We start from the raw sequence: 21,230 nt of genomic DNA on the forward strand, positions 1-21,230 counted from the left end.
GTGTCCGACCCGTCCACGTACGCCTTTACGAGGGAGGAGCTGGAACGCCGCCGCAGCGAGCACCGCCTGAGGGAATTGCGCGAGCTGGAGCCGGGCCGGACCGCCGCCACGGTGCGCATGGAGGGGAAGACCTTCCTGAATTTCAGCTCCAATGACTACCTGGGACTCTCCCGCCACCCGCTGCTGGCTGAGCGCGCGGCCGACTACGCCCGACGCTGGGGCGCCGGCGCCACCGCCTCCCGCCTGGTAACCGGCAGCTACGCCGCCCACCGCGAGCTGGAGGAGAAGCTGGCCGCCTTCTTCGGGCGCGAGGCCTGCCTGCTGTTCAACTCCGGCTTTCAGGCCAACAGCTCCCTGGTGGGCAGCCTCACCACGCGCCACTCGACGGTGATCTGTGACCGGCTGGGACACAACAGCCTGCTGCAGGGCTCCCTTGCCAGCCGCGCCCGCCTGCGCCGCTTTGAGCACAACGACCCTGCAAGCCTGGAGCGCGAACTGCGCCGGGCCGGGGAAGAGGATCCCGATCGCATACTGATCCTTACCGAAAGCATTTTCAGCATGGACGGTGACCGCGCGCCCCTGGCGGAGATGGCGGGCCTGGCCCGGAAGTACGGCGCCATGCTCTTCGCCGACGACGCCCATGCCACCGGAGCGTGGGGCGAGGGGGGACGGGGCGTGGCCCCGGGCGTGGATGGCATCGACCTGGTGCTGGGCACCTTCGGCAAGGCCTTCGGCTGCTTCGGGGCCTACCTGCTCTGCAGCGCCGATATGAAGGAGTACCTGGTCAACGTCTGTCCGGGCTTTATCTATACCACCGCCCTGCCGCCCCCCGTGCTGGGCGCCATTGACGCCGCCCTGGAGCTGATGCCCGGACTGGAGGACGAGCGCGCACGCCTGCACCGCCACGCCCGGCGGCTGCGGGAGGTCCTGCAGGAGCTCGGATGCGAGACGGGCGCCTCGGACACCCAGATTGTGCCGCTGGTGACCGGCAGCGAGCAGTCGGCCCTGCAGCTGGCCGGCCGGCTTGAGGAGGGGGGAGTACTGGCCCCCGCCATTCGTCCCCCAACGGTGCCCGACGACGCCTCCCGCATCCGATTCAGTCTCTCGTCGGCTCACGAGGAGGAACACCTGGACCATCTTCTTGCGTTGATAGGGGAGTGGAAGGATGGCTGAACAGCAGATCCTGGCATATCACGGATGGGGCTTCGATGGCGGGGCCTGGGACGCCTGGCGGGAATGCCTCCCCGATGGGTTTACCCTGGAGGCCTTCGACCGGGGCTATTTCGGCCGGCCGCGCCAGCCTGACTTTAGAGGAAAGGGCGCCCGCATTGTAATGGCCCACTCCTTCGGGCTTCACCTGGTTCCGCGCGAAAGGCTGGAGGAGGCCGACCTGCTGGTGATCCTGGGCGGCTTCCGCGACTTTCATCCCCGCGCCGCGCGCTTCCGCCACCGTTCGCGGCAGGTGCTTGCGCAAATGTGCGAGCGATTCTCCGAGGAGCCCGAGGCGGTGCTGGGTAAATTCTACGCCAACACCTGGCATCCCGCCTCGCCGCCGAAGTTAGACCTGGAGGGGATGGACCGAGAACTGATGAAGGAAGACCTGGAGAAGCTGGGTGAATCCACCCTCGAAGCCGAAAGAATGGCCGCTGCCGGCCGGGTCTGTATCTTTCACGGAACCGACGACCTGATCGTGCCCAAGAGCAAGGGACGCGATCTCTACGGCAGCCTGGAGCCGCAGGCGAGCTATTTCGAGATTCGAAACGCCGGACACGCGCTCCCCTTCACCCATACCGCGCAGTGCCTCAAACTGATGATGCCCGAAGCTGAAAACCTCTTTCCCCAGAAGACCCAAAACTGACGATCGCATGAGCGAGCAAGACCGCGCGCAAACCGCCACTCCTGGCCGGGGCTTCGGCGCCTCGGCCGAGACCTACCATCGCACGGCCGACGTGCAGAAGGAGGTGGCCGAACGGCTGATCGCCTCCCTGCAGCCCTGGCGCGATATCGTGCCTCCCGGACCCGTGGTGGAGCTGGGCTGCGGGACGGGCTTCGTGACCGAATCGCTGCTGGAGATGTATCCCGGCCGCGAGTTGTGGGTGACCGACCGCGCGCCGGAGATGGTGGACTTCTGCCGGGAGCGCTTCGGGGAGCGGGAGGGGCTTCGCTATGAGGCCATGGGCGCCGAGGAGTACGAGAGGGGGCCCGAAGAGGTGGCACTCACCGTGAGCGGCTTCAGCGCGCAGTGGTTCCGCGACCCGCCCTTCACGCTGGGACGGTGGCTGGAGCGCACACGCTCCGGGGGACTGCTGCTGGCCTCTTTTCCAGGCCATGAGAGCTTCCCAGAGTGGAGGGAGCAGTGCCGGGAGCTGGGACTGCCCTTCACCGGAAACGTGTTGCCGGATACCGAGGAGATGGTCATCAAGCTGACCAACGGGCCAGCGCAGGTGGATTACTACGAGGACACGGTGACCCGCAACTACGACTCTTCTGCCGACTTCTTTCGCCACCTGAAGGCCATAGGGGCCGACCGCCAGCTGGAGGGCCGCCGCCTTACGCCCCGGGAGATGCGCATGCTTATCCGCAACTGGGACCGTTCGGCCGGCGACCGGATTACCGTCAGCTACCACGTGGTCTTCATCGCCGTCAAGCGCGACTAGGCGAGATCCTCCAGCGCCTGTCCCAGCCGCCGCAGGCCCTCCCGAAGCTCATCGGCCGGCATGCCCCAGCCGATGCGGAAGTGGTCGGGCCGCCCGAAGAAATGCCCGGGCGCCACGATGGTCTCGTAGCGCGCCTCGGCCAGCTCTGCCAGCTCCTCTACGCGGTCGGAGGCCAGTCGCACGAATCCCACTGAGCCCGCGCCGGGAGTGGTCCACGAAAGTTCGGGCCGCCCCTCCACGAAGTCTTCTACAAGCTTGCGGTTGCCCTCCAGCAGCGCCAGGGTGCAGGCCAGCAGCTCGTCGGCCGCCCCGAGTGCGTGCCACCCCAGCCGCTCGGAGGGAAAGGCGGTGGTGATGGCATAGAGGTCGCGCAGGCGTCGTATGCGCCGGGCGGTCTCCCCGGAAGCGATCATCCAGCCCAGGCGAAGATCGTCCAGCCCGTAGGCTTTGGTGAGGCTGCGGGTGGTGATGACGGCGGGGGAGAGGGAGGCTGCCGTCCGCACCCCCTGCGGGTAGAGAAACTCCAGGTAGACCTCGTCCACCAGCAGGTGCGTCCCGCGCTCCTCGCAGAGCTGCGCGATTTCTTGCAGCAATTCCGGCTTTACGCGCATCCCCGACGGATTGTGCAGGTCGCTGAGTATGACCAGCCGCGTGCGCCCGGTCATGTGGTCGGCGATCTCCCCCGGGTCGGGCTGGAAGTCGTTTTCAGGGTCGCGTCCGAAGCTTTCCACCTCGGCATGGAAATAGGCGGGGAGGATCCAGAGGGGTTCGTAGGAGGGCGACTCCACCAGCACGTGGTCGTCGGGCTCCACCAGGGCGGCCACGGCCAGGTGGTTGGCCATGGAGGTCCCGTGCACGGGCACCACCTGCCCGGCCTCCACCCCGTAGCGCGAGGCGATACGCTCCTTGAGGGGTCCCCAGCCCTCCTCGTGCTCGCCGCCGGCCAGGATGTCGGCGGCCTCCCCCTTAAACCATTGGTCGGGATCGGGCCGGGGCACGCCGCTGCGGGCCAGGTTCCACCGCACCCCGTGCTTGGCCTTGGCCCAGGAGATATAGGGGCTATGCTTGATCATCGCGGTGCTTGCTGTTCCAGTAGAGATAGACGGGGACCCCCGCCAGGATCAGTCCTGCGCCGATGGCGGCGTTCAGCAGGTTGGAGACCACGCTGCTGAATACCACGAATACGGCCGCCAGGATGAAGAGGGCGGGCAGCCAGGGGTAGCCCGGCATGCGAAAGACCTCCTCGTCTCCCCCGCGGGCGCGATACCAGAAGAGGGTGGCGGCCACCAGCCCGAAGAAGATCCAGTCGCCGAACACCGTATAGTCCAGCAGCTGCCCGTAGGAGCCCGAGAGGATGAGAGCCACGATCCAGATCCCCTGGATGATCAGCGAGTAGGAGGGGGTGCGGTAGCGCGGGTGCAGGCGCGCGGCGCGCTTGAAAAAGAGTCCGTCGTCGGCCATGGCCTGGTAGACCCGCGCGCCGGCCAGGATGGCCAGGTTTACGAAGCCGAAGGTAGAGATGGCGATGCCGGCCGACATGAGGGCCGAGCCTGTGTCGCCCCAGAGGGCCTGCATCACCTCGGAGGCGGGCGCGGTGCTGGCTGCCAGACCCTCCAGCCCGAGGGCGCTCAGGCTGGCCCAGTTGACCAGCAGGTAGCTGGTGACCACGATGACCACCCCGATGAAGGTGACACGGGGCAGGTTGACGCGGGGTCGGCGGATCTCGCCGGCCACGTGGTTGGCGTGCTGCCATCCCCCATAGGCGAAGAGCACGGGGATGAGGGCGGTGCCCATGGCGGCGACGGTGGACCATCCCCCGCCTTCGCCCGCGACGGCTCGTCCCGTGTCGAGCAGTCCCTCCGAAGCGCCCTCCCCGCCGGTGAAGAGCAGCGCCCCGGCGACGGTGAGCATGGCCACGGCCAGCAGCTTGAGCACGGTGAAGATGTTCTGGGTAATGCTGCCGGGGCGGATGCCCAGGTAGTTGATGCCGGTGAGCAGCACCACCGAACCGATGGCCACCGGCTTCACGAGGGGGTCGCCCAGGCCCATGAGGTCCCCGAAGTAGTAGGAAAAGGTCATGGCAACGGCGGAAATGCCGCCCGTATTGATCACCAGCAGGAGGGTCCACCCATAGAGGAATGCAGGCAGGGGTCCGAAGGCCTCCCGCAGGTAGACGTAGCCGCCGCCTGCCTCGGGCCGCCGGGAGCCCAGCTCCCCGAAGCAGAGGGCGCCGATCAGCGCGATGGCGCCGCCGATGCCCCAGGCCGCCAGCACCAGCAGGGGGGTGTCCAGGCGCTGGGCCACGATGGAGGGATTCAGAAAAATGCCCGCCCCGATAATGCCCCCGACCACCACCATGGTGCCGTCGAACAGGCTGAGACGACGCGCGTAGGTTGTCTTCTGTTCGCTCATGCGAAGGTATTCCTTTGACGTTTGCCAAGGGAAAAATAGCAGAGAAAGGCGGCCGCGCAAAGAATTTGTTAACAGTCGCACATTGAATAACTTCCACGCCGTGACCGCGGGCGCGGAGGAGCGTCCCACACCGAATTACAGCGTCAAACGGAACACAGCAACGCAATGGACTTTCCCGAACGATTCATGGTCAGCGGAACCGACACCGGCATCGGCAAATCCCTGGTCTCGGCGGTGCTCACGCTGGGACTGGGGGGCGTCTACTGGAAGCCCGTGCAGTCGGGCCTGGAGGGAGAGACCGACACCGAATTTGTGCGTCGCGTCACCGGCCTGGGCGCGGAGCATTTCCGCCCCGAGCGCTGGCGCCTCAACGAACCTCTCTCCCCGCACGCCGCCGCGGCTATCGACGGGGTGGAGATCGCCCTGGACGACTTTGAGCTGCCCGAACACCGCGAGGGACCGCTTGTCGTGGAGGGGGCCGGAGGACTCCTGGTGCCGCTCAACGGCCGCCACATGATCATCGACCTGGCCGAGCGCCTGGAGCTGCCCGTGCTGCTGACGGTCCGCAGTGAGCTGGGCACGCTCAACCACACCTTCCTCTCCCTGGAGGCCCTGCGCCGGCGGGATATCCCTGTGCTGGGCGTGGTCATGAACGGGCCGCGCAACCGCAGCAACCGGGAGGCCATCGAGCGCTTCGGGGAGGTGGAGGTGCTGGCCGAAATCGAGCCCCTGGAGGAGATCAACCCCGGGGCGCTGGAGTGCGAATTTCAAAAATTCAACGCCTGATATGCCTTCTTTTCATCCCAACGTCTGGTACCCCTTCACCATCCTCAAAAACGCCCCTGATCCCCTGAAGGTGGTCCGCGGCGAGGGCCTCTGGCTGGAGCTGGAGGACGGGCGCCGTATCATGGACTGCATCTCCAGCTGGTGGGTGAACCTCTACGGCCACGCCCATCCCAGGGTGGCGCAGGCCATCGCCGAACAGGCCGGGAAACTGGAGCAGGTGATTTTTGCCAACTTCACCCACGATCCCGCCGAAAAGGTGGCCGAGGGAGTCACCGGCCTGCTGCCCGGCGACCTGGAGCGGGTGTTCTTCTCCGACGACGGATCCACGGCGGTGGAGGTGGGCATGAAGATGGCCTGGCAGTACTGGGCCAACTGCGGGGAGGCGCGTGATACCTTTATCTGCTTCGAGGGGGCCTACCACGGCGACACCTTCGGGGCCATGTCGGCCGGGGAGCGTTCGGTCTTTACCGAGGTGTTCGGCGATCTGCTCTTCGACGTGGAATTCGTGCCCTACCCGCACACCTGGCGGGGAGACAGCGGAGCCGAAGAGAAGGAGGAGGCCGTTCTGCAGGCCGTCCGCGAGAAGCTGGAGGCTTCCCCCGGGCGCTACGCCGGCGTCATGCTGGAGCCCCTTGTGCAGGGAGCGGGGGGCATGCGCATGTGCCGCCCCTCCTTTTTGCGGCGCCTGGAGGCGATTTGCCGCGAGGCGGGCACCCTGCTGCTCTTCGACGAGGTTATGACGGGTTTCGGGCGCACGGGAGGCGATTTTGCCTGCACGAAGGCCGGGGTGACCCCCGACATTGTGGCCCTGGCCAAGGGACTGACGGGCGGCTTCCTGCCCCTCTCGCTTACCGTCTGCCGGTGCGGTATCTACGAGGCTTTCCATTCCGACGATCCCGAGAAGACCTTCTGGCATGGCCACAGCTATACGGCCAACCCCATCGGCTGCGCCGCCGCCCTGGCCTCTCTGGAGCTGCTGGAGGAGTTTCGTCCCCGTTTCAGTGGCATGGAGGCGTGGCATCGAGAGGAGCTGGAGGTCCTGGAGGGCCATCCATCCCTGAAACGCCAGCGCGTGACCGGCACCATCGCGGCCATGGAGATCGAGGCGCCGGGAGAGGAGGGCTACCTCAACCGGGTGGCCGACCGCATCAAGGCGCAGTGCGTGGATAAGGGCCTCCTGCTGCGTCCCCTCGGAAACACGCTCTACCTCATGCCTCCCTACTGCACGGAGCGGGAGCAGCTGGCCGCCATGTACCAGGGCATTCAGGAGTTGCTGGAGGAAGTCTAGGAACCGGCCTCATCCCCGCAGAGCGGGGCCAGGTTGTCCAGCAGCTGCAGGATTTGTCTGTGGTTGGCAGGATCAGTGGTCAGCGTGATCAGCAGGCAGAGCGTCTCCTTGTCGTAGTCCTGCAGTTTGCGTTCGAAGGCGAGCATCTCGTGCAGGCCCCGGTTGATATCCCGGCAGGTCTGCTCAAGCTCGTCCGGGCTTGGTTGGTCTCTCACGGTATGGTACCTCGGTGGTTAGGGGTTCTCGGGCACCCGAAAGGGGACCCGCTCCCGCGCCTCGGCGATGGTTTCCCTGATGCGCCTGCGGATAGGAGCGGAGGTGGTCTCTCCCCGGGCTACGTTGCGAACGTGGGTATGGGAAACCTCCCAGCGGTTCGCCCGGGCGTGTATGCTCGTCTTGAGAATGGCGCAGGCTATCTCCAGCTCGTACAGCAGGTCTTTTCGATTAGCCATTTTTTAAGTAGCTTGAAACTCGAAACTTGCACATTGAAGGTTTAATGATTAAACTAATCGCATTAAATAATTGACTTATTTTAAAGTAAACGCTTTCAGGTGAAATACGCAACAGGAAATAGGCTCAAAGAGATAGCGGATGCGCTCTACGGAGGAAACCGCAGCGAGCTTGCCAGAAACCTGGAAATGAAGCCCCAGGCGCTGACCAAATATCTCAACGGGGAGTCCATGCCCGGGGGACTCATCCTAATCCGCATGCATGGATTGGGCGTAAACATCAACTGGTTTCTCACGGGAGAGGGCGAAATGCTCCGCGAGGGTCCCCCGCACGCCATTTCGGAGCCCATCGGAACCTACCTGGCACGCCTGGAGGAGGAGGTGCTGGAGGAGGAAGAGAAGGAGGCGCTGGGCGATCTTGTCGACTTTTCGGAGGCCATACGCGAGCAGGATCTTTCGCCCGGCATGCAGCGCGCCATGCTGCTGGTCTTTGCCCGCCACCTGAAATCGGAATCCGCTGAAGAGTAGGCCTGACTTCCGTCACCGGCCAGGGACCCCATCACGTTCAGCAGGAAATCTCCGCACCGGGCGCCCTCAGGCGCGTACATGCCCATGTGGACTTGTCCCTCAGGAGAAAATGGACGTTATTGGGAATACGGTAATTAGGGATGTTTGCATGCTAAATTTAACTCGCTTGTCTCGCTTATGAAGAATCTATCCATTCGATTCGCCCTGTTGACCCTCCTTGCGCTGCTCATGGTCTCCGCAACGGCGCCCGAAGCCGGTGCTCAGCAGCCTTTCACCATTGACGACGCCCTTGACGTCCATTCGGTCTCACTGGCTGACATGACCGACGACGGCCGCTGGCTGGCTGTGCTGACCAGCACCCGCAGGAGCGGCATGGGCGAGGACCACGGCCGATTCGGCGACGCCACCTATATCGAGCCGGACGCCTCCGAGCTGCTGGTCATCGACAGCCGCAGCGGGGAGACCACGCGGCCTTTCGACGATCCCGTGCAGATCCGCGGGCTGCAGTGGTCGCCCGACGGTGCCACGCTGGCCTTCTTCATGCTGCGGGAGGGCGACGAGTCCTATACCTTGCATCTGTATGACAGACAGTCAAATAGCACGGAACAGCTAGAACTTTACTCGGACAAGCGCATCTCCTCCAGCTCTGACATCACCTGGCACCCCGACGGGGAGCACCTGGTGCTGGAGCTGCGCGAGACCGGCTGGGCCGATTCGGCCCGCGCCCTTTACAACTACATGGAGGAGGGGCCTGTGATCGTGCAGGATTCACGCAACGACTTTCTGGCCTGGGAACGTGTTCACAACCACGCCGACCTGGCTGTACTGACCGCGGTGAATACCGCCGACGGTTCGGTGCGCGAGCTGCTTCCGGAGATGAACTACTCCTCCTTTAACCTGGCCGAGAGCGGCGATTTCTTCACCTACGAGCGGAATTACCCGCTTAAAACAGGCTATGCCTACGAAGACGATTCGGAGTCCGAACTGCTGCTGCAGGAGTGGGAGGGCGGTGAATCCCGCACGCTGGTGGCGCGCACCTCCGACAACATCTCCACCGACTGGAACCCGGCAGGCGACCGCTACGCCTTCAGCGAGGACGGCAACGTCTTTGTACGGGAGGTGGACGCCGACTCCGCCCGGAATCTTACCGCGGATTTCCGCCAGACCGTCAGCGCCGAGGGCGATACCACCGAGTACGACTTCAGCGTGGAGGAGTGGCACCCGCAGGGCGGACAGCTGCTGGTGGAGTCGGACGACGGCTGGCACCTGCTGAAGGCTGACGGTTCGGGCATGGAGCTGGTGTATGAGGCGCCCGAAAACGAGGACGAGGCGCCGGAGCGCGACCTGGAGCACTGGACCGACGACGGACGGTGGCTCTACCTCAGCTATTCCGAGCAGGACCGCTGGTGGCGTGGACTCACCCGCTACGACCTGCAGGAGCGCAGCATGCAGACCCTGCGGGTGGACGCCAACCTCTACGACGACTGGGAATTCTCAGGGGATGGAAACACCATTCTCTTTGAGATGTCCGACGGCGACCATCCCACCGAACTCTACACGGCCGGCCCCGAACTGCAGAACCTGCGGCAGCTCACCGACCTGGACCCCTGGCTGGAAGACCGTACCCTTACCCGCACCGAACTGGTGCAGTATATGGACGTGGACGGGGATACACTCTACGGCATCCTCTATTACCCCGTAAACTACGAGGAGGGTAAGCACTATCCCCTTGTGGCGCAGGTATATGAGAACTATTTCTCGAATGGTTTTAACCCTGCCATGAATCTAATTGCCAATGCGGGCTTCTTCGGTTTCCGTCCCTCGGTAAACCTGGAGGAGGGCTACCCGGGCGAGGGCTGGATCAAGGGAGTGACCACCGCCATCAACAAACTGATGGAAAGGGGACTGGTGGACGGTTCCAAGCTGGGCGTGCAGGGCACCTCCTACGGAGGATACGCCGTGAACCTGCTCATCACACAAACCGACCGATTTGCCGCTGCCATTAACATTTCCGGCAAGGTGAACATGATCAGCTTCCTGGGCGACAGTCCCAAGATCACCACGCGCAACTACGACGCGGCGGAGGTGGGACAGGACCGCATCGGCGCCACCCTGTGGGAGGCCACCGACAAGTACATCGCCCACAGCGCCGTGTTCTACGCCGACCGCATCGAGACGCCCCTGCTCATGCTTACCGGGGAGGGTGACTGGAACGTGCCGGCCACCAACCAGCGCGAGATGTACTACGCGCTGCGCAGGCTGGGCAAGACCGTCAAGTGGGTGCACTACATGGAGGCGGGCCACGGGGCGGGCCGCGCGGGCCGGGTGGAGGACTTCCACCACCACTGGAATACGGTCATCGACTTCTACAACGAGCAGTTTTACCCGGAAGAGGAGGGCGGGGAGAACTAGGATCGCTCGCCGGCAAAACCGGTACCTGCGGAGGCCTCAGTCCATCCATGCCGCGAAAACCTCGGCGAAGCGTTCGGGGGAGGCGGGGTCCATGTTGAAGTAGAGGGAGGGTTCGATCAGCTCCAGCTCCATGAGGGCGAATCGGCCGTCCTCCATCCGCACGAAATCGATGCGGCTGTAGAGGGGCTGGGGACGGATGAATTCCATGGCCCGTTCGGCCGCCTCACGAAGGGCAGTCTCGGGCTCCTGGACGAGCTTCAGCCTTCCCCCGTGCTCCTCCTGCACGCGGAAGTCGCCGCTTTTGGGCGTTTTGAGAATGGTGTGGCTGTAGCTCTCCCCGAAGTAGAAGAGAGAGTACTCGCCCTCGGAAATGATGTTCTTCACGAAGGGCTGCACCAGGAAGGGCAGCCCGGCGAAGGATTTCCGCAGGCCGTCCGGCAACTCCACGACCGGATCGGCGGACACCCGGACCCGGTAGGTGTGGTCGGCGTTGGCGCTCACCAGCGGCTTGAGGATCAGCTCATCGGTGTCCAGCTCCTGCGCCCAGCCGCGAATCCATGCGCGCCAGGCACCGGCGTCCGCCTCAGCCGGGAGATCCCTGTCGCCTGCACAGGGCCATAGCGTGGGGACGGTGGGCACGCCGCGGCGCTCCATGTCGCGAAGGTAGCGCTTGCTGATGTTCCACTCCACCAGTTCCAGGCGGTTTTCCAGGCGGGCCGGGGAGGCGTCGATTTCCCGGAGCACCTCCATGAATGCCCCGGGGTCGTCCTGGTAGTCCCACGGCGTGCGTATCACCACCGCCTCGAAACGCTCCCAGCGCGGGTCGGGATCCCGCCAGGGCACCTCGGTCACCTCCCACCCGCGTTGGCGCAGGGGTTCGTAAAGCAGGTGGTCATAGACCACAAACTCCTCCAGGTTGTCCATCGTAAGAAATGCGCAATGCCGCATGGGAGAGGGCAGGGGGTTGGTTTTGGCCGGCCCGAAAAGTAGGGTATTGACAGCCTTTCGACAAGGGGCGCCGTCGCCTGCGGCCGGTGACTGAATGGGACGGGTAGATCAGCTATATTGGAGCTGTTCAAAGGCGGCAGACATTCACTCCCAGACAACAGACGGCAGTTATGAGCGAAGTGAGAGATCGAGTCCGTTCGGTATTCGATCGGCAGTTCGGCGGCAGGCCTATGCTGGTCCGTTCCCCCGGACGCATCAACATCATCGGCGAGCACACCGATTACAACAGCGGATGGGTGCTTCCCGCCGCCATCGACCGCAGCCTGCTCTTCGGGCTGCGCCCCAACGAGCAGGGCAGGGGTAGGTTTTATGCGGTGGACAAGCAGGAGGGCTACGAGACCAGCCTGGGAGACGTCCTCACCCGCAGCAGCCTTGAGTGGGCCAACTATCTGATGGGGGTGATCAGCGTGATGCAAAACCGCGATGTGGAGATCCCCGGCTTGGATGTCGCCTTCAGCGGGAATGTACCCGTTGGCGCCGGTCTCTCCTCCTCGGCTGCCCTGACCGCCGGCTTTGCTTTCGGGCTTAACGAACTGTTCGGGCTGGGCATCGGCCGGGAATCCCTTGCACGTATCGCCCAGAAGGCCGAAAACGATTTCGTGGGCATGAAATGCGGGGTGATGGATCCCTTTGTGAATCTGCTTGCCTGCAAGGGACATGCCATGAAACTGGACTGCCGCACGCTGGACTACGAGCAGATTCCCCTGGAAGACGGAGACCTTGCCTTCGTGCTCTTCGACTCGCGGGTGCAGCGCGAGCTGACCACCTCGGAGTACAACAAGCGGCGCCGGCAGTGCGAGGAGGGGGTGAGCGTACTGCAGGCGCGCGGGGAGCGCATTCAGGCACTGCGGGATGCCGACGAGGCCATGCTGGAGCGCCACCAGGCAGAACTTGACCCCGTCATTCACCGGCGCCTGCTCTTCGTGGTTCGCGAGAACGAACGCGTACACCGGGCCGGTGAAGCGCTCGGGACCGGCGACGGAAAGAAGCTGGGCAGGCTCATGAACGATTCTCACTACGGGCTTCGCGACCTCTATGAGGTGACCTGCGAGGAGACTGATTTCCTGGCGGAGGAGGCCGCCGGGCTGGACGGCGTGCTGGGTTCCCGGCAGATGGGAGGGGGCTTCGGGGGCTGTACCCTCAACCTGGTGCGGCGGGAGGCGCTTGAGGAGATCTCGGCCCGGATGATAAAGGCCTATGAGGCGCGATTTAACCGAGGGCCGGGCGTTTATACAGTGAACAGCAGCGAGGGTACGGAAGTGCTGGACTAGGGAAGGCCGGTCAGTCGAATCCCAGGATCTGCACGCGCTGCAGCGTAAGGGAGTCGGGGTTGGACAGGTAGAGTTGCCCGTTCTGCGTCATGCCATTAACATTGATGCTTCCCTCGCGACCCTCCAGGATGGTGCCGTAGGAGGTGAGTCCGCTGCCCGGATCGAAGCGCTCCACCACAACCTGGTGCTCGGTTCCCTCGAAATAACGCAGCACATGAAGAAGTCCTCCGCCGCCGTCCCGGAACAGTCCCTGGGAACGCGTACGCGCGTGGACCAGCGTAGTGCTGCCGCCCTGCCGTATGGCGATGGAGAGGATGCTGTTGGGGGAGAGCTCCTCCATGGCCTCGCTCGGGCTGTTGTAATTCTGCTCGGTAACCAGCAGGGCCTCCTCCACGCGCCGGTAGCCCTCCAGGCGTTCCGAGAGGGACCACGTGCCGTCATCCCCCTCTTCATATATTCGCAGCTCACCGTCGTAGAAAGTGGGTACAAATGCCAGCCTGCCGTCTTCCAGCACCTGCAGTTGACCAGGGAAGGACTGGTAGGTGTTGACGATGCGATTGTCCTCCGACTGCACCAGGCTGTCCAGGGCAACCAGGGAAGTTTCTATGCGGGAGAGATCGGGGCTGAGGATATGCACCGTACGTTCGCTGTCGGCGTGCCAGCCGGTCACCGCAAAGCGGCCGTCTGGCAGCTCAGTCATGTCCCTTGCTGATCGGAGCCCGTGGAGGGGTTCGCGTTTGATAAGATCGCCTTCTTCGTCAAAGAGGCTGAAGCGGGCGTTGCCGAAATCGCTGACGATCACGCGATTTTGACGGTCGACCACCATGTCTGAAATGGACCCGAACTCTCCGGGTCCCTCGCCGGAGCGGCCAAACGCGCGGAGGTAGCTGCCGTCGGGGCCGTACACGAAGATGCGGCCGTTGTCCGAGTCGTAGAGGTAAATATCTCCCTCCGGGCCCGTGGCTACGTTGGCGATACCGCCCAGCAGCGGCGCGCTCTCGTCGGTGCCGTCCCCGCTCGCGATGCGCAGCTCCTCCTGCAGCGACAAGTCCACTTCGGTGGCCGTATTTTCCGGCTGCGACTCCTGATTGGAAGTACAGGAGGCTGCAAGGAGAAGGGTGCCGATAAGGAACAGGGAAGTCAAGCTGTACAGGCTGCGCATGGCATTCAATTTCGGTGCAAATTTATGGCTTCAATAGTACAAATCGGAATCTGAATTCCAAAATTATTTGACCTTCCATCCACAGCCGTGTTCTTGCAAAGGATGAGCGCCACAAGCACAACTCCCTGACATTTATTAAGTTCTTCTAAACCGCTACGGAATATTCGCACGTACTTCTCCCTAATCAATCCCACTCTTATGATACGACGCACCATCCTTTCCGGTCTTTGCGCCACGCTCATGCTCCTGCTGGGCATGCAGGGCGCAGCCCTGGCACAGGACGGCTTCGCCGAAACCGATTCCAGCCACAAGGACCTTCCCCTCAAACCCGAACGCACCGTCCGCGTACAGTCCGACGAGGCCACCTGGCTCTCCATCGACGTGCATCCCGACGGCACCAAGATGATCTTCGACATGATGGGCGACCTCTACGAGCTGCCCATCGAGGGGGAGAGCCGACCCGGCTGACGCGGGGACTGGCCTTCGACACGCAGCCGGTCTACAGTCCGGACGGCTCGAAGGTGGCCTTTATCTCCGACCGCAGCGGCAGCGACAACGTCTGGATCATGGATATGGAGACCCACGAAACCGAGCAGCGCACCACGGGCAACTACAACCGCATGCAGGACCCGACCTGGACGCCCGACGGAAAATACATCCTCGCCTCGCGCGCAGGAACCCGCAGCGGGCTCAACACCGTCCACATGTACCACGTGGACGGCGGGGGCGGCACCGAGCTGATGGACCTGCCCGGCGGACAGAAGGCCATCGAGGCGACGGTGGGACCCGAAGGCCGCTACGTCTGGTTCTCCACCAGGGACGGAGACTGGGACTATAACGCCACCTTCCCGCAGTACCAGATCGCCAAATATGACCTGGAAACCGGCCAGATGCACACCGAAACCTCCCGCCTGGGATCGGCCTTCCGTCCCACGCTTTCCGGTGACGGTCAGTGGCTGGTCTACGGCACCCGCGAGAAGACCGAAACCGGCCTGCGCATCCGCAACCTGGAGACCGGGGACGAGCGCTGGCTGGCCTGGCCAGTGCAGCGTGACGATATGGAGTCTCGCGCCACCCTGGGCGTGCTGCCCCGGATGTCCTTTACGCCCGACGACCGCGCGGTGGTTGCCACCTGGGGCGGCAAGATCTGGCGCGTGCCCATCGCCGAAGGCGCTGAGGCCGAGCAGATTCCCTTTGAATACGACGTGGAGGTGGATCTCGGCCCGCGCGTGCACTCCCGCTATCCCATCGAAGACAGCGAGACCTTCCTGGCACGGCAGATCCGCGACGCGGTACCCTCCCCGGACGGAACCCGTCTGGCCTTCACGGTTATGGACCGCCTCTACGTGATGGACCTTCCCGACGGGGAGCCGCAGCGGGTCACCGGCCACGACTTCACCGAGGCCTTCCCGGCATGGTCGCCCGACGGTCGCTGGATTGCCTTCAGCACCTGGAACCCGGAGACCGGGGGACACATCTACCGGGCGCGCAGCAACGGCAGCGGCCAGCCCCAGCAACTCACCGGGAGTCGGCCGTCTACCAGCAGATCGCCTGGTCAAAGACCCAGGACCGTATTGTGGCTACTCGCGGGGAGGACCGCACATGGCGGACCTCGCCCGGACCCTACGTGCCCTTCTCGTCGGAGCACCTGGTCTGGATACCCTCTGACGGGGGCGAGGCCAACTTTATTGCCGACACCGAAGGGCGCTACAACCCCCATTTTGTCGAAGGCAGCGACCGCATCTACCTGAACAGCTACGGCGACGGGCTCATCTCCATCCGCTACGACGGCACCGACCAGGAGTCACACCTGCAGGTCACCGGCTCGTCGGCGCCTGGCAGCAGTGGACCCAGCAGCGCCTCCACCATCCTGATGGCGCCGGAAGGCGACCAGGCGCTTGCCGTGGTAGGCAGCGATATCTACACCGTTACCGTGCCCAAGACCGGCGACGCTCCCTCCATCAGTGTCTCCAACCCCGACCGCGCCGACTTTCCGGCCATGAAGCTGACCACCATCGGGGGACAGTTCCCGGCCTGGGGATGGGACGGTAATAACATCCACTGGTCCGTCGGACCGGCTCACTTCGTCTTCGACCGTGAGGCCGCCCTGCAGCGCAAGCGCGAGCAGGAGGCCTACGACCGTCAGAAGGAGCAGCAGGAGGAGGAAGAGGGCGAGGATGCCGGGGAGGACGCTGAAGAGGAGGGCGAGGACACCGAGGACCCCGACCGCCCCGAAGACTATGAGCCCGAGGAGACCCGCATTGACATAGAGGCCACGAGGGACACACCTCAGGGTACCCTGGTGATGCGCGGCGCCCGCGTGATCACCATGAACGACTACGAGGTGATCGAAAACGCCGACCTGCTTATCGAGAACAACCGCATCGCTGCCGTAGGTGCGCGGGGCTCAGTAAACATTCCCTCCGGCGCCGAAGTGCGCGACGTGAGCGGGAAGACCATTATCCCGGGCTTTGTGGACACCCATGCCCACGTGCGTCCCTACCGCGACCTGCACCAGCCGCAGATCTGGTCCTTTCTGGCCAACATGGCCTACGGGGTGACCACCCTCCGCGACCCGCAGACCGGCACCACCGACCTGCTCACCTACGCCGACATGGTGACCAGCGGCAAGGTGCTCGGCCCGCGCATCTACCAGACGGGTCCCGGCATCTTCTTCGGGGAGCAGATCGAGGACCTCGAGCATGCGCGTAACGTCATGCGCCGCTACAGCGAGTACTACGACACCAAGACGGTCAAAATGTACGTGGCCGGCAACCGCGAGCAACGTCAGTGGATTCTCATGGCGGCCAAGGAGCAGAACATTATGCCCACTACGGAGGGCTCGCTCAACATGAAGCTGAACCTCAACATGATGCTCGACGGTTACTCAGGCCAGGAGCACAACTACCCGGTCACCCCGCTTTACGAAGATGTCATCCAGGTTACCGCCGAGTCGCAGATGGCCTACACGCCCACGCTGCTGGTCACCTACGGGGGACCCTGGGCCGAGAACTACTTCTATGAGCGTGAGGACGCCGCTTACAATCCCAAGCTGCGCCACTTCACGCCTGAGGCCGACCTGGAGGGCAAGGCCCTCCGCCGTGACGCGGGCTGGTTCCACGAGAGCCAGTACGTGATGGACCGGCAGTCGCGCACCGTCGAGCAGATCTACGACGCCGGCGGCATTAACGGCGTGGGCAGCCACGGGCAGCTGCAGGGCCTCGGCTACCACTGGGAGCTCTGGGCCATGGCCTTCGACGACATGGACCCCCACAAGGCCCTGCGCATCGCCACCATCCAGGGCGCCGAGGCGCTGGGACTGGACGGCGACATCGGAACGATTGAATCCGGCAAGCTGGCGGACCTGATCATCCTCAACGGGAATCCGCTGGAGAACCTGCGCAACACCGCCAGCATAGAGCAGGTCATGAAAAACGGCCGCCTCTATGACGGCGACACCCTTGACCAGATCTGGCCCCTGCAGCAGGAAATGGGTCCCCTTTGGTACCAGACCGAGGAACCCGACGACAGTCTGCCCGGCCTGCAGGAGGGAGGTCAGTAAGCCCTCACAAGAGGCACGCAGATTTCAAGCCGCCTTTTCGCCGCAACCTGGCGGAAAGGCGGTTTTTACATTCTTTCAAGAAAACCGGTCGAAATCCTGTTTGGATTTCTTTCTAATTACAATAGCATTTAGAATGCCATAAATTCAAATAAGCCCAAGTCCGTCCATGAAACGACTGATTCTTAGCCTCTTCACGGTACTTCTTATCGCCGCCTGCAGCCAGCAGCAGCCCGACCTGACCGACTCTGCTCAGTTCGTTACCAAGCTGGGCAACGACACGTTGGTGGTCGAGCAGTTCAACAAGTCGGAAAACGGAATGATCGCGCGCGTTATGATGCGCAGTCCCGAACTCAGATTTTCCACCTATAATCTGAATCTCGACGAATCGGGCGGTATCCAGGCCATGATACGACTGGATCACCCGGCAGAAGGCGGCTTCTCAGCCGAGGGCGACACCGTACAGACGATCGTTCATGTGGGCGACAGCCTGGTGATCAATTACAGCACCGTGGAGGGCACGAGACGCCTCGCCGCGGAATACCGCGAGGGCACGCTGCCTTTTATTGACCAGGTGCACTGGCCTTACGAACTGGCCCTGAACCGCGCCGCCGGCATGTCCGGGGACACGCTCAATCAGCCGCTGCTGTCCGGCTCCCGTATTTCCAACTTTGTGATCGCCAGGATGGCCCCCGACTCCATGACCGTCCGACATCCCAGCCGCGGGGTGATGGGCGTAGACGTGGCCAACGGCGGCAACCTGCAGTTCCTGGATGCCGGACTCACCACCCGTAAGCTGAAAGTGGACCGTGTGGCACAGGGCGACTTGGCCATGCTGGAGGCCCGCTTCCGCGAGATGGGGCAGGTCGGCGAGCTCTCCGGAGCCCGCGAGGCCAGCTACACTGTTCAGGGAGCCGACTTTACGGTTACCCACGGCGTGCCTATGAAACGGGGACGCGATATCTTCGGGGGCATCGTACCCTGGGGTCAGACGTGGAGGACCGGCGCCAACGCCGCCACTCATTTCAGTACCTCCGCCGACCTTATGATTGGCGACCTGGAGGTGCCCGCCGGCGAATACACCCTCTTTACCATCCCCGAAGAGGACGGCGGCACGCTGATGATAAACCGCGAGACGGGCATCAACGGGCAGTCCTACGATCCGGAGATGGACCTGGGACGCGTGCCCATGCAGATTGGCGAGCAGGACACGGTCACCGAGGCTTTCACCATCACGGTGGAAGAGCAGGGTGAGGGAGGCGTGCTGAAGCTGATCTGGGACCGGACGGTCTTTTCGATTCCCTTCCAGGTACAGTAGACCGTCCGCGACGGCAAGCTGGGCGTACATGTCGTTTAAAGCAAGCCGGGGGAGAACTGTGCCGTCCCGCTGTCCTTGACCAATCCCACCCATGTGGTCTCGGTTCCGGCCTGCAGCGCGGAAGTAATATTTTTATTGAAGAAGTTGTAAAAAGCTGTGAGCAATAATCTTACAGCTTTTTTCTAAGGTATATTATACCTGTCAGTCCGCACCATGCCAGGAAGAGGAGGTAGCCCGCATTCCGCAGGGTATTGAGTGCCTCCAGGTAGGGCCAGAAGGCACCGGTCAAAGCCGCCTCGGTGATATAGAGCACCGCTGCTACGGTGGCAAGCCGGCAGGCGACTACATCTGTCCAGCGGGTTTGCCTTTCATTCCGCTGCACTTCCAGTCCGGCAGCAAAGGCTACGAGTGCCATTGTTCCCAGCATGAAGAGCCACAGGGCGTTGGAAACCGGGAACGGTCCGGGCGGCTGAAAGCCGGGAAAGAGTACATCCAGCTGGTATTGAGCCAGCATGGCGACGGGCGTGCCTGTTACCGCTTCCGCCTCCGCCCATTTCGGTTCGCCCTATAGCCTGTTCGCAATTACCCTTCAGTTGCCGCCGTCGCGGTTGGCGGTGCGAACCTGCGGCCAGCTCATGCGCTCGCCCGACCACGGACTGATGGGCATGACCCGCTTCTCGCGGGAAAACGTGTCGGGATCCTCGCTGGCCATAAAGGTCAGCACGGCCGTCAGGATCACATTGTTGCGTACATCGTCAAAGACGATCTTGTCGTAGGTGTCCAGATTGGTGTGCCAGGTATAGGTGCCGTAGTCCCAGCTCAGGGAGCTCAGCGAGAAAGCCGGCGCGCCTGCTGACACGAAGGAGGCGTAGTCGGAGCCGCCTCCGCCCGGCGTGCCCGGAAAATTGGTGTTGATGTGGCTGCGTACTTCCCATGGCACGGCCGAGAGCCAGTCGCCCAGGAAGGCGTAGGCGTGCAGGAAACCCTGACCGGAGATGTTGACCACACGACCGGTGCCGTTGTCCTGGTTGAAGAGCGCCTGAACTCCCTCCACGATCTCGGGATGGTCCTCCACGTAGGCCCGCGAGCCGTTCAGCCCCTGCTCCTCGCCGCCCCAGAGGCCTACGATAATGGTTCGTTTGGGATTCGGGTAGACCTGTTTGAGAATGCGGGCTGCCTCCATCATGGTGATGGTGCCCGTGCCGTTGTCGGTGGCGCCGGTGCCGCCGTCCCAGGAGTCGAAGTGGGCCGAGAGAATGATGTACTCGTCCGGCTTTTCCGTACCGGGGATGGTGGCGATGGTGTTGAAGGCGGGGACTTTGCCCAACTCCTCCGACTCCACGTTCACGCGGATCTGCGGGCTGTTGCCGTAGTCCACCAGGCGGTAGAGCAGCCCGTAGTCCTCCAGGGAGAGATCGATGTGCGGAATGCCGTCGGTGGCGGCGCTGAAGACCTTGTTCACCCCGAAACCGCCCGACCAGCGCGACTGCAGGATGCCGGCCGCACCTGCCTCCTCAAGGGCGTCAATGACCCCGCCCAGACTCAGTCCGGTGCGCTCGATGCGGGCGTCCCAGGCGTCGTCCGCCTCGTCCTGCATCTGCTCCATGCGCGCGATGGATTCCTCGGTGCCGTACTCCTCCCAGTTGTAGCCCGGCCGGCCGGTGGGTTGCATCATGTTGACCAGCACGAACTTGCCGGCGGCCGAGGGCAGCCAGGCACGGAAAGCGGCCGAATCGGCCACATCCGGGATCATGGTTACCTCGCCCGTTACCGGTCCGTCGGTGCCCGGGCTCCAGGCCATCTGCATGCCGTTCAGGGAGACCACGCGCGGGGCGACCAGGTCGACGTGCGTGACGCCCCGGCGCCAGCCGGTCCACTGCCCGTACTGCTCGTTTTCGGCCTGGATACCCCAGCCTTCGTAGGTGCTCACGGCCCAGTCGTGGGCGTTCTGCATCTGCGGGGTGCCGACCAGGCGCGGGCCGACCACGTCCAGCAGTTCGTGGGCCAGGCGCTCGAGTTGGGAATTGCCGGTGGCCTCCTCCACGATGGCGGTAACCACGGGGTTTTGTTCCTGCTGGGGAGGCTGGCCGAACTGGGCCTGGGCGGTGCCGGCCAACAGAAGAAGGACGACAAGGCAAGATGATAGGTAGGTGCGTTTCACGGGATGGCTCCGGTTACTTGGGGTTGAAAAGTTCTGCCAATATATCAACTAATACCGTAATTCAAACGCCGGAATTCACGCCCCGGGAATCAGAGGTCGCGCAGGGCGGGCTCGCGCTCCAGCCTGCTGATTTCCCTGTTGCGCGTGATGAGTCCCATACGTCCTCCCATGTTGGTTATGTCCCGTGTCTAACGCAATTTAGTACAATCGGCGTAAAGC

The 21,230-nt window shown here is 63.5% G+C and carries 20 protein-coding genes; 12 read left to right on the top strand and 8 right to left on the bottom strand.

Annotated features, from left to right (window positions below; translation table 11 throughout):
* From U5K31_11535 to U5K31_11545, 3 genes are read left to right on the top strand one after another with little or no spacing between them, the layout of a single operon-like run.
* Positions 1–1,173 carry an 8-amino-7-oxononanoate synthase gene (locus U5K31_11535; GenBank protein ID MDZ7773352.1) on the top strand — a complete coding sequence of 391 codons (1,173 nt, stop codon included), beginning with the start codon at positions 1–3 and terminating at the stop codon, positions 1,171–1,173.
* A complete protein-coding gene (locus tag U5K31_11540; protein ID MDZ7773353.1) occupies positions 1,166–1,858 on the top strand; it encodes an alpha/beta hydrolase in 693 nt (230 codons plus the stop codon). The genes U5K31_11535 and U5K31_11540 overlap by 8 nt, the downstream gene beginning before the upstream one ends.
* A 7-nt stretch (positions 1,859–1,865) precedes the next feature.
* Positions 1,866–2,657 carry a methyltransferase domain-containing protein gene (locus tag U5K31_11545; protein ID MDZ7773354.1) on the top strand — a complete coding sequence of 264 codons (792 nt, stop codon included), beginning with the start codon at positions 1,866–1,868 and terminating at the stop codon, positions 2,655–2,657.
* On the opposite strand, the gene U5K31_11550 is transcribed toward U5K31_11545, so the two are convergent.
* On the bottom strand, positions 2,654–3,730 hold the full coding sequence (locus U5K31_11550; GenBank protein MDZ7773355.1) for an aminotransferase class I/II-fold pyridoxal phosphate-dependent enzyme: 1,077 nt from the start codon (positions 3,728–3,730) through the stop codon (positions 2,654–2,656). The two genes, U5K31_11545 and U5K31_11550, sit on opposite strands and share 4 nt — an antisense overlap.
* Positions 3,717–5,069 (bottom strand): amino acid permease, encoded by a 1,353-nt coding sequence (locus U5K31_11555; GenBank protein MDZ7773356.1) that lies wholly within the window; start codon positions 5,067–5,069, stop codon positions 3,717–3,719. Before U5K31_11555 ends, U5K31_11550 begins: the two co-directional genes overlap by 14 nt.
* Before the next feature lie 165 nt (positions 5,070–5,234).
* On the opposite strand from U5K31_11555, the gene bioD reads away from it, so the two are divergent.
* Both bioD and bioA read left to right on the top strand, forming a co-directional pair.
* The gene (gene bioD / locus U5K31_11560) at positions 5,235–5,855 is read left to right on the top strand and encodes a dethiobiotin synthase (GenBank protein ID MDZ7773357.1); all 621 of its coding nucleotides are present in this window, start codon (positions 5,235–5,237) and stop codon (positions 5,853–5,855) included.
* A gap of 1 nt (position 5,856) precedes the next feature.
* Complete coding sequence (gene bioA, locus U5K31_11565) at positions 5,857–7,143, top strand: adenosylmethionine--8-amino-7-oxononanoate transaminase (protein ID MDZ7773358.1); 1,287 nt, start codon at positions 5,857–5,859, stop codon at positions 7,141–7,143.
* On the opposite strand, the gene U5K31_11570 is transcribed toward bioA, so the two are convergent.
* Together U5K31_11570 and U5K31_11575 are read right to left on the bottom strand one after the other, a co-directional pair.
* Positions 7,140–7,358, bottom strand: a complete 219-nt coding sequence (locus tag U5K31_11570; GenBank protein ID MDZ7773359.1) for a hypothetical protein — start codon at positions 7,356–7,358, stop codon at positions 7,140–7,142. The genes bioA and U5K31_11570 overlap by 4 nt on opposite strands.
* Positions 7,359–7,376: 18 nt before the next feature.
* Entirely contained in the window at positions 7,377–7,595 is a 219-nt protein-coding gene (locus U5K31_11575; GenBank protein MDZ7773360.1) for a hypothetical protein, read from the bottom strand.
* A 99-nt stretch (positions 7,596–7,694) separates the two neighbouring features.
* Here U5K31_11575 and U5K31_11580 point away from each other — a divergent pair, with 99 nt between their 5' ends.
* Together U5K31_11580 and U5K31_11585 are read left to right on the top strand one after the other, a co-directional pair.
* Positions 7,695–8,120: a helix-turn-helix transcriptional regulator gene (locus tag U5K31_11580; protein ID MDZ7773361.1), complete on the top strand. Its 426-nt coding sequence runs from the start codon at positions 7,695–7,697 to the stop codon at positions 8,118–8,120.
* 177 nt (positions 8,121–8,297) lie between these two features.
* Positions 8,298–10,532 (top strand): prolyl oligopeptidase family serine peptidase, encoded by a 2,235-nt coding sequence (locus tag U5K31_11585; protein ID MDZ7773362.1) that lies wholly within the window; start codon positions 8,298–8,300, stop codon positions 10,530–10,532.
* Positions 10,533–10,568: 36 nt separating this feature from the next.
* Here U5K31_11585 and U5K31_11590 read toward each other — a convergent pair whose 3' ends face one another.
* The gene (locus U5K31_11590; GenBank protein MDZ7773363.1) at positions 10,569–11,480 is read right to left on the bottom strand and encodes a hypothetical protein; all 912 of its coding nucleotides are present in this window, start codon (positions 11,478–11,480) and stop codon (positions 10,569–10,571) included.
* A 170-nt stretch (positions 11,481–11,650) separates the two neighbouring features.
* Here U5K31_11590 and galK point away from each other — a divergent pair, with 170 nt between their 5' ends.
* Positions 11,651–12,811 (top strand): galactokinase, encoded by a 1,161-nt coding sequence (galK, locus tag U5K31_11595; GenBank protein MDZ7773364.1) that lies wholly within the window; start codon positions 11,651–11,653, stop codon positions 12,809–12,811.
* A 10-nt stretch (positions 12,812–12,821) separates the two neighbouring features.
* On the opposite strand, the gene U5K31_11600 is transcribed toward galK, so the two are convergent.
* Positions 12,822–13,973, bottom strand: coding sequence for a 6-bladed beta-propeller (locus U5K31_11600; protein ID MDZ7773365.1), 1,152 nt, complete (start codon positions 13,971–13,973; stop codon positions 12,822–12,824).
* Positions 13,974–14,171: 198 nt separating this feature from the next.
* Between U5K31_11600 and U5K31_11605 the strand changes: the two genes are divergently transcribed.
* The 4 genes from U5K31_11605 to U5K31_11620 all read left to right on the top strand — a co-directional run bounded on the left by U5K31_11605 (position 14,172) and on the right by U5K31_11620 (position 18,850).
* Complete coding sequence (locus tag U5K31_11605; protein ID MDZ7773366.1) at positions 14,172–14,441, top strand: hypothetical protein; 270 nt, start codon at positions 14,172–14,174, stop codon at positions 14,439–14,441.
* 53 nt (positions 14,442–14,494) lie between these two features.
* A complete protein-coding gene (locus tag U5K31_11610) occupies positions 14,495–15,724 on the top strand; it encodes a hypothetical protein (protein ID MDZ7773367.1) in 1,230 nt (409 codons plus the stop codon).
* Between the two features lie 578 nt (positions 15,725–16,302).
* The gene (locus U5K31_11615; protein MDZ7773368.1) at positions 16,303–17,535 is read left to right on the top strand and encodes an amidohydrolase family protein; all 1,233 of its coding nucleotides are present in this window, start codon (positions 16,303–16,305) and stop codon (positions 17,533–17,535) included.
* A 166-nt stretch (positions 17,536–17,701) separates the two neighbouring features.
* Positions 17,702–18,850 (top strand): DUF2911 domain-containing protein, encoded by a 1,149-nt coding sequence (locus tag U5K31_11620; protein ID MDZ7773369.1) that lies wholly within the window; start codon positions 17,702–17,704, stop codon positions 18,848–18,850.
* 169 nt (positions 18,851–19,019) lie between these two features.
* Here U5K31_11620 and U5K31_11625 read toward each other — a convergent pair whose 3' ends face one another.
* Positions 19,020–19,364: a hypothetical protein gene (locus U5K31_11625; protein ID MDZ7773370.1), complete on the bottom strand. Its 345-nt coding sequence runs from the start codon at positions 19,362–19,364 to the stop codon at positions 19,020–19,022.
* 75 nt (positions 19,365–19,439) lie between these two features.
* Entirely contained in the window at positions 19,440–21,011 is a 1,572-nt protein-coding gene (locus U5K31_11630; GenBank protein ID MDZ7773371.1) for a M20/M25/M40 family metallo-hydrolase, read from the bottom strand.
* Between the last annotated feature and the right edge of the window lie 219 nt (positions 21,012–21,230).

The sequence above is a fragment of the Balneolaceae bacterium genome (assembly GCA_034521445.1).
Classification (GTDB): domain Bacteria; phylum Bacteroidota; class Rhodothermia; order Balneolales; family Balneolaceae; genus JAXHMM01.

Bases quoted from the DNA above. Each gene is read 5' to 3' on its own strand.
- U5K31_11550 (MDZ7773355.1), bottom strand. From the start codon at position 3,730: ATGATCAAGCATAGCCCCTATATCTCCTGGGCCAAGGCCAAGCACGGG.
- galK (MDZ7773364.1), top strand. From the start codon at position 11,651: ATGAGCGAAGTGAGAGATCGAGTCCGTTCGGTATTCGATCGGCAGTTC.
- U5K31_11605 (MDZ7773366.1), top strand. From the start codon at position 14,172: ATGATACGACGCACCATCCTTTCCGGTCTTTGCGCCACGCTCATGCTC.
- U5K31_11615 (MDZ7773368.1), top strand. From the start codon at position 16,303: ATGAACGACTACGAGGTGATCGAAAACGCCGACCTGCTTATCGAGAAC.
- U5K31_11575 (MDZ7773360.1), bottom strand. From the start codon at position 7,595: ATGGCTAATCGAAAAGACCTGCTGTACGAGCTGGAGATAGCCTGCGCC.
- U5K31_11600 (MDZ7773365.1), bottom strand. From the start codon at position 13,973: ATGCGCAGCCTGTACAGCTTGACTTCCCTGTTCCTTATCGGCACCCTT.
- U5K31_11625 (MDZ7773370.1), bottom strand. From the start codon at position 19,364: ATGCTGGCTCAATACCAGCTGGATGTACTCTTTCCCGGCTTTCAGCCG.
- U5K31_11555 (MDZ7773356.1), bottom strand. From the start codon at position 5,069: ATGAGCGAACAGAAGACAACCTACGCGCGTCGTCTCAGCCTGTTCGAC.
- U5K31_11590 (MDZ7773363.1), bottom strand. From the start codon at position 11,480: ATGCGGCATTGCGCATTTCTTACGATGGACAACCTGGAGGAGTTTGTG.
- U5K31_11545 (MDZ7773354.1), top strand. From the start codon at position 1,866: ATGAGCGAGCAAGACCGCGCGCAAACCGCCACTCCTGGCCGGGGCTTC.
- bioA (MDZ7773358.1), top strand. From the start codon at position 5,857: ATGCCTTCTTTTCATCCCAACGTCTGGTACCCCTTCACCATCCTCAAA.
- U5K31_11540 (MDZ7773353.1), top strand. From the start codon at position 1,166: ATGGCTGAACAGCAGATCCTGGCATATCACGGATGGGGCTTCGATGGC.
- U5K31_11620 (MDZ7773369.1), top strand. From the start codon at position 17,702: ATGAAACGACTGATTCTTAGCCTCTTCACGGTACTTCTTATCGCCGCC.
- U5K31_11585 (MDZ7773362.1), top strand. From the start codon at position 8,298: ATGAAGAATCTATCCATTCGATTCGCCCTGTTGACCCTCCTTGCGCTG.
- bioD (MDZ7773357.1), top strand. From the start codon at position 5,235: ATGGACTTTCCCGAACGATTCATGGTCAGCGGAACCGACACCGGCATC.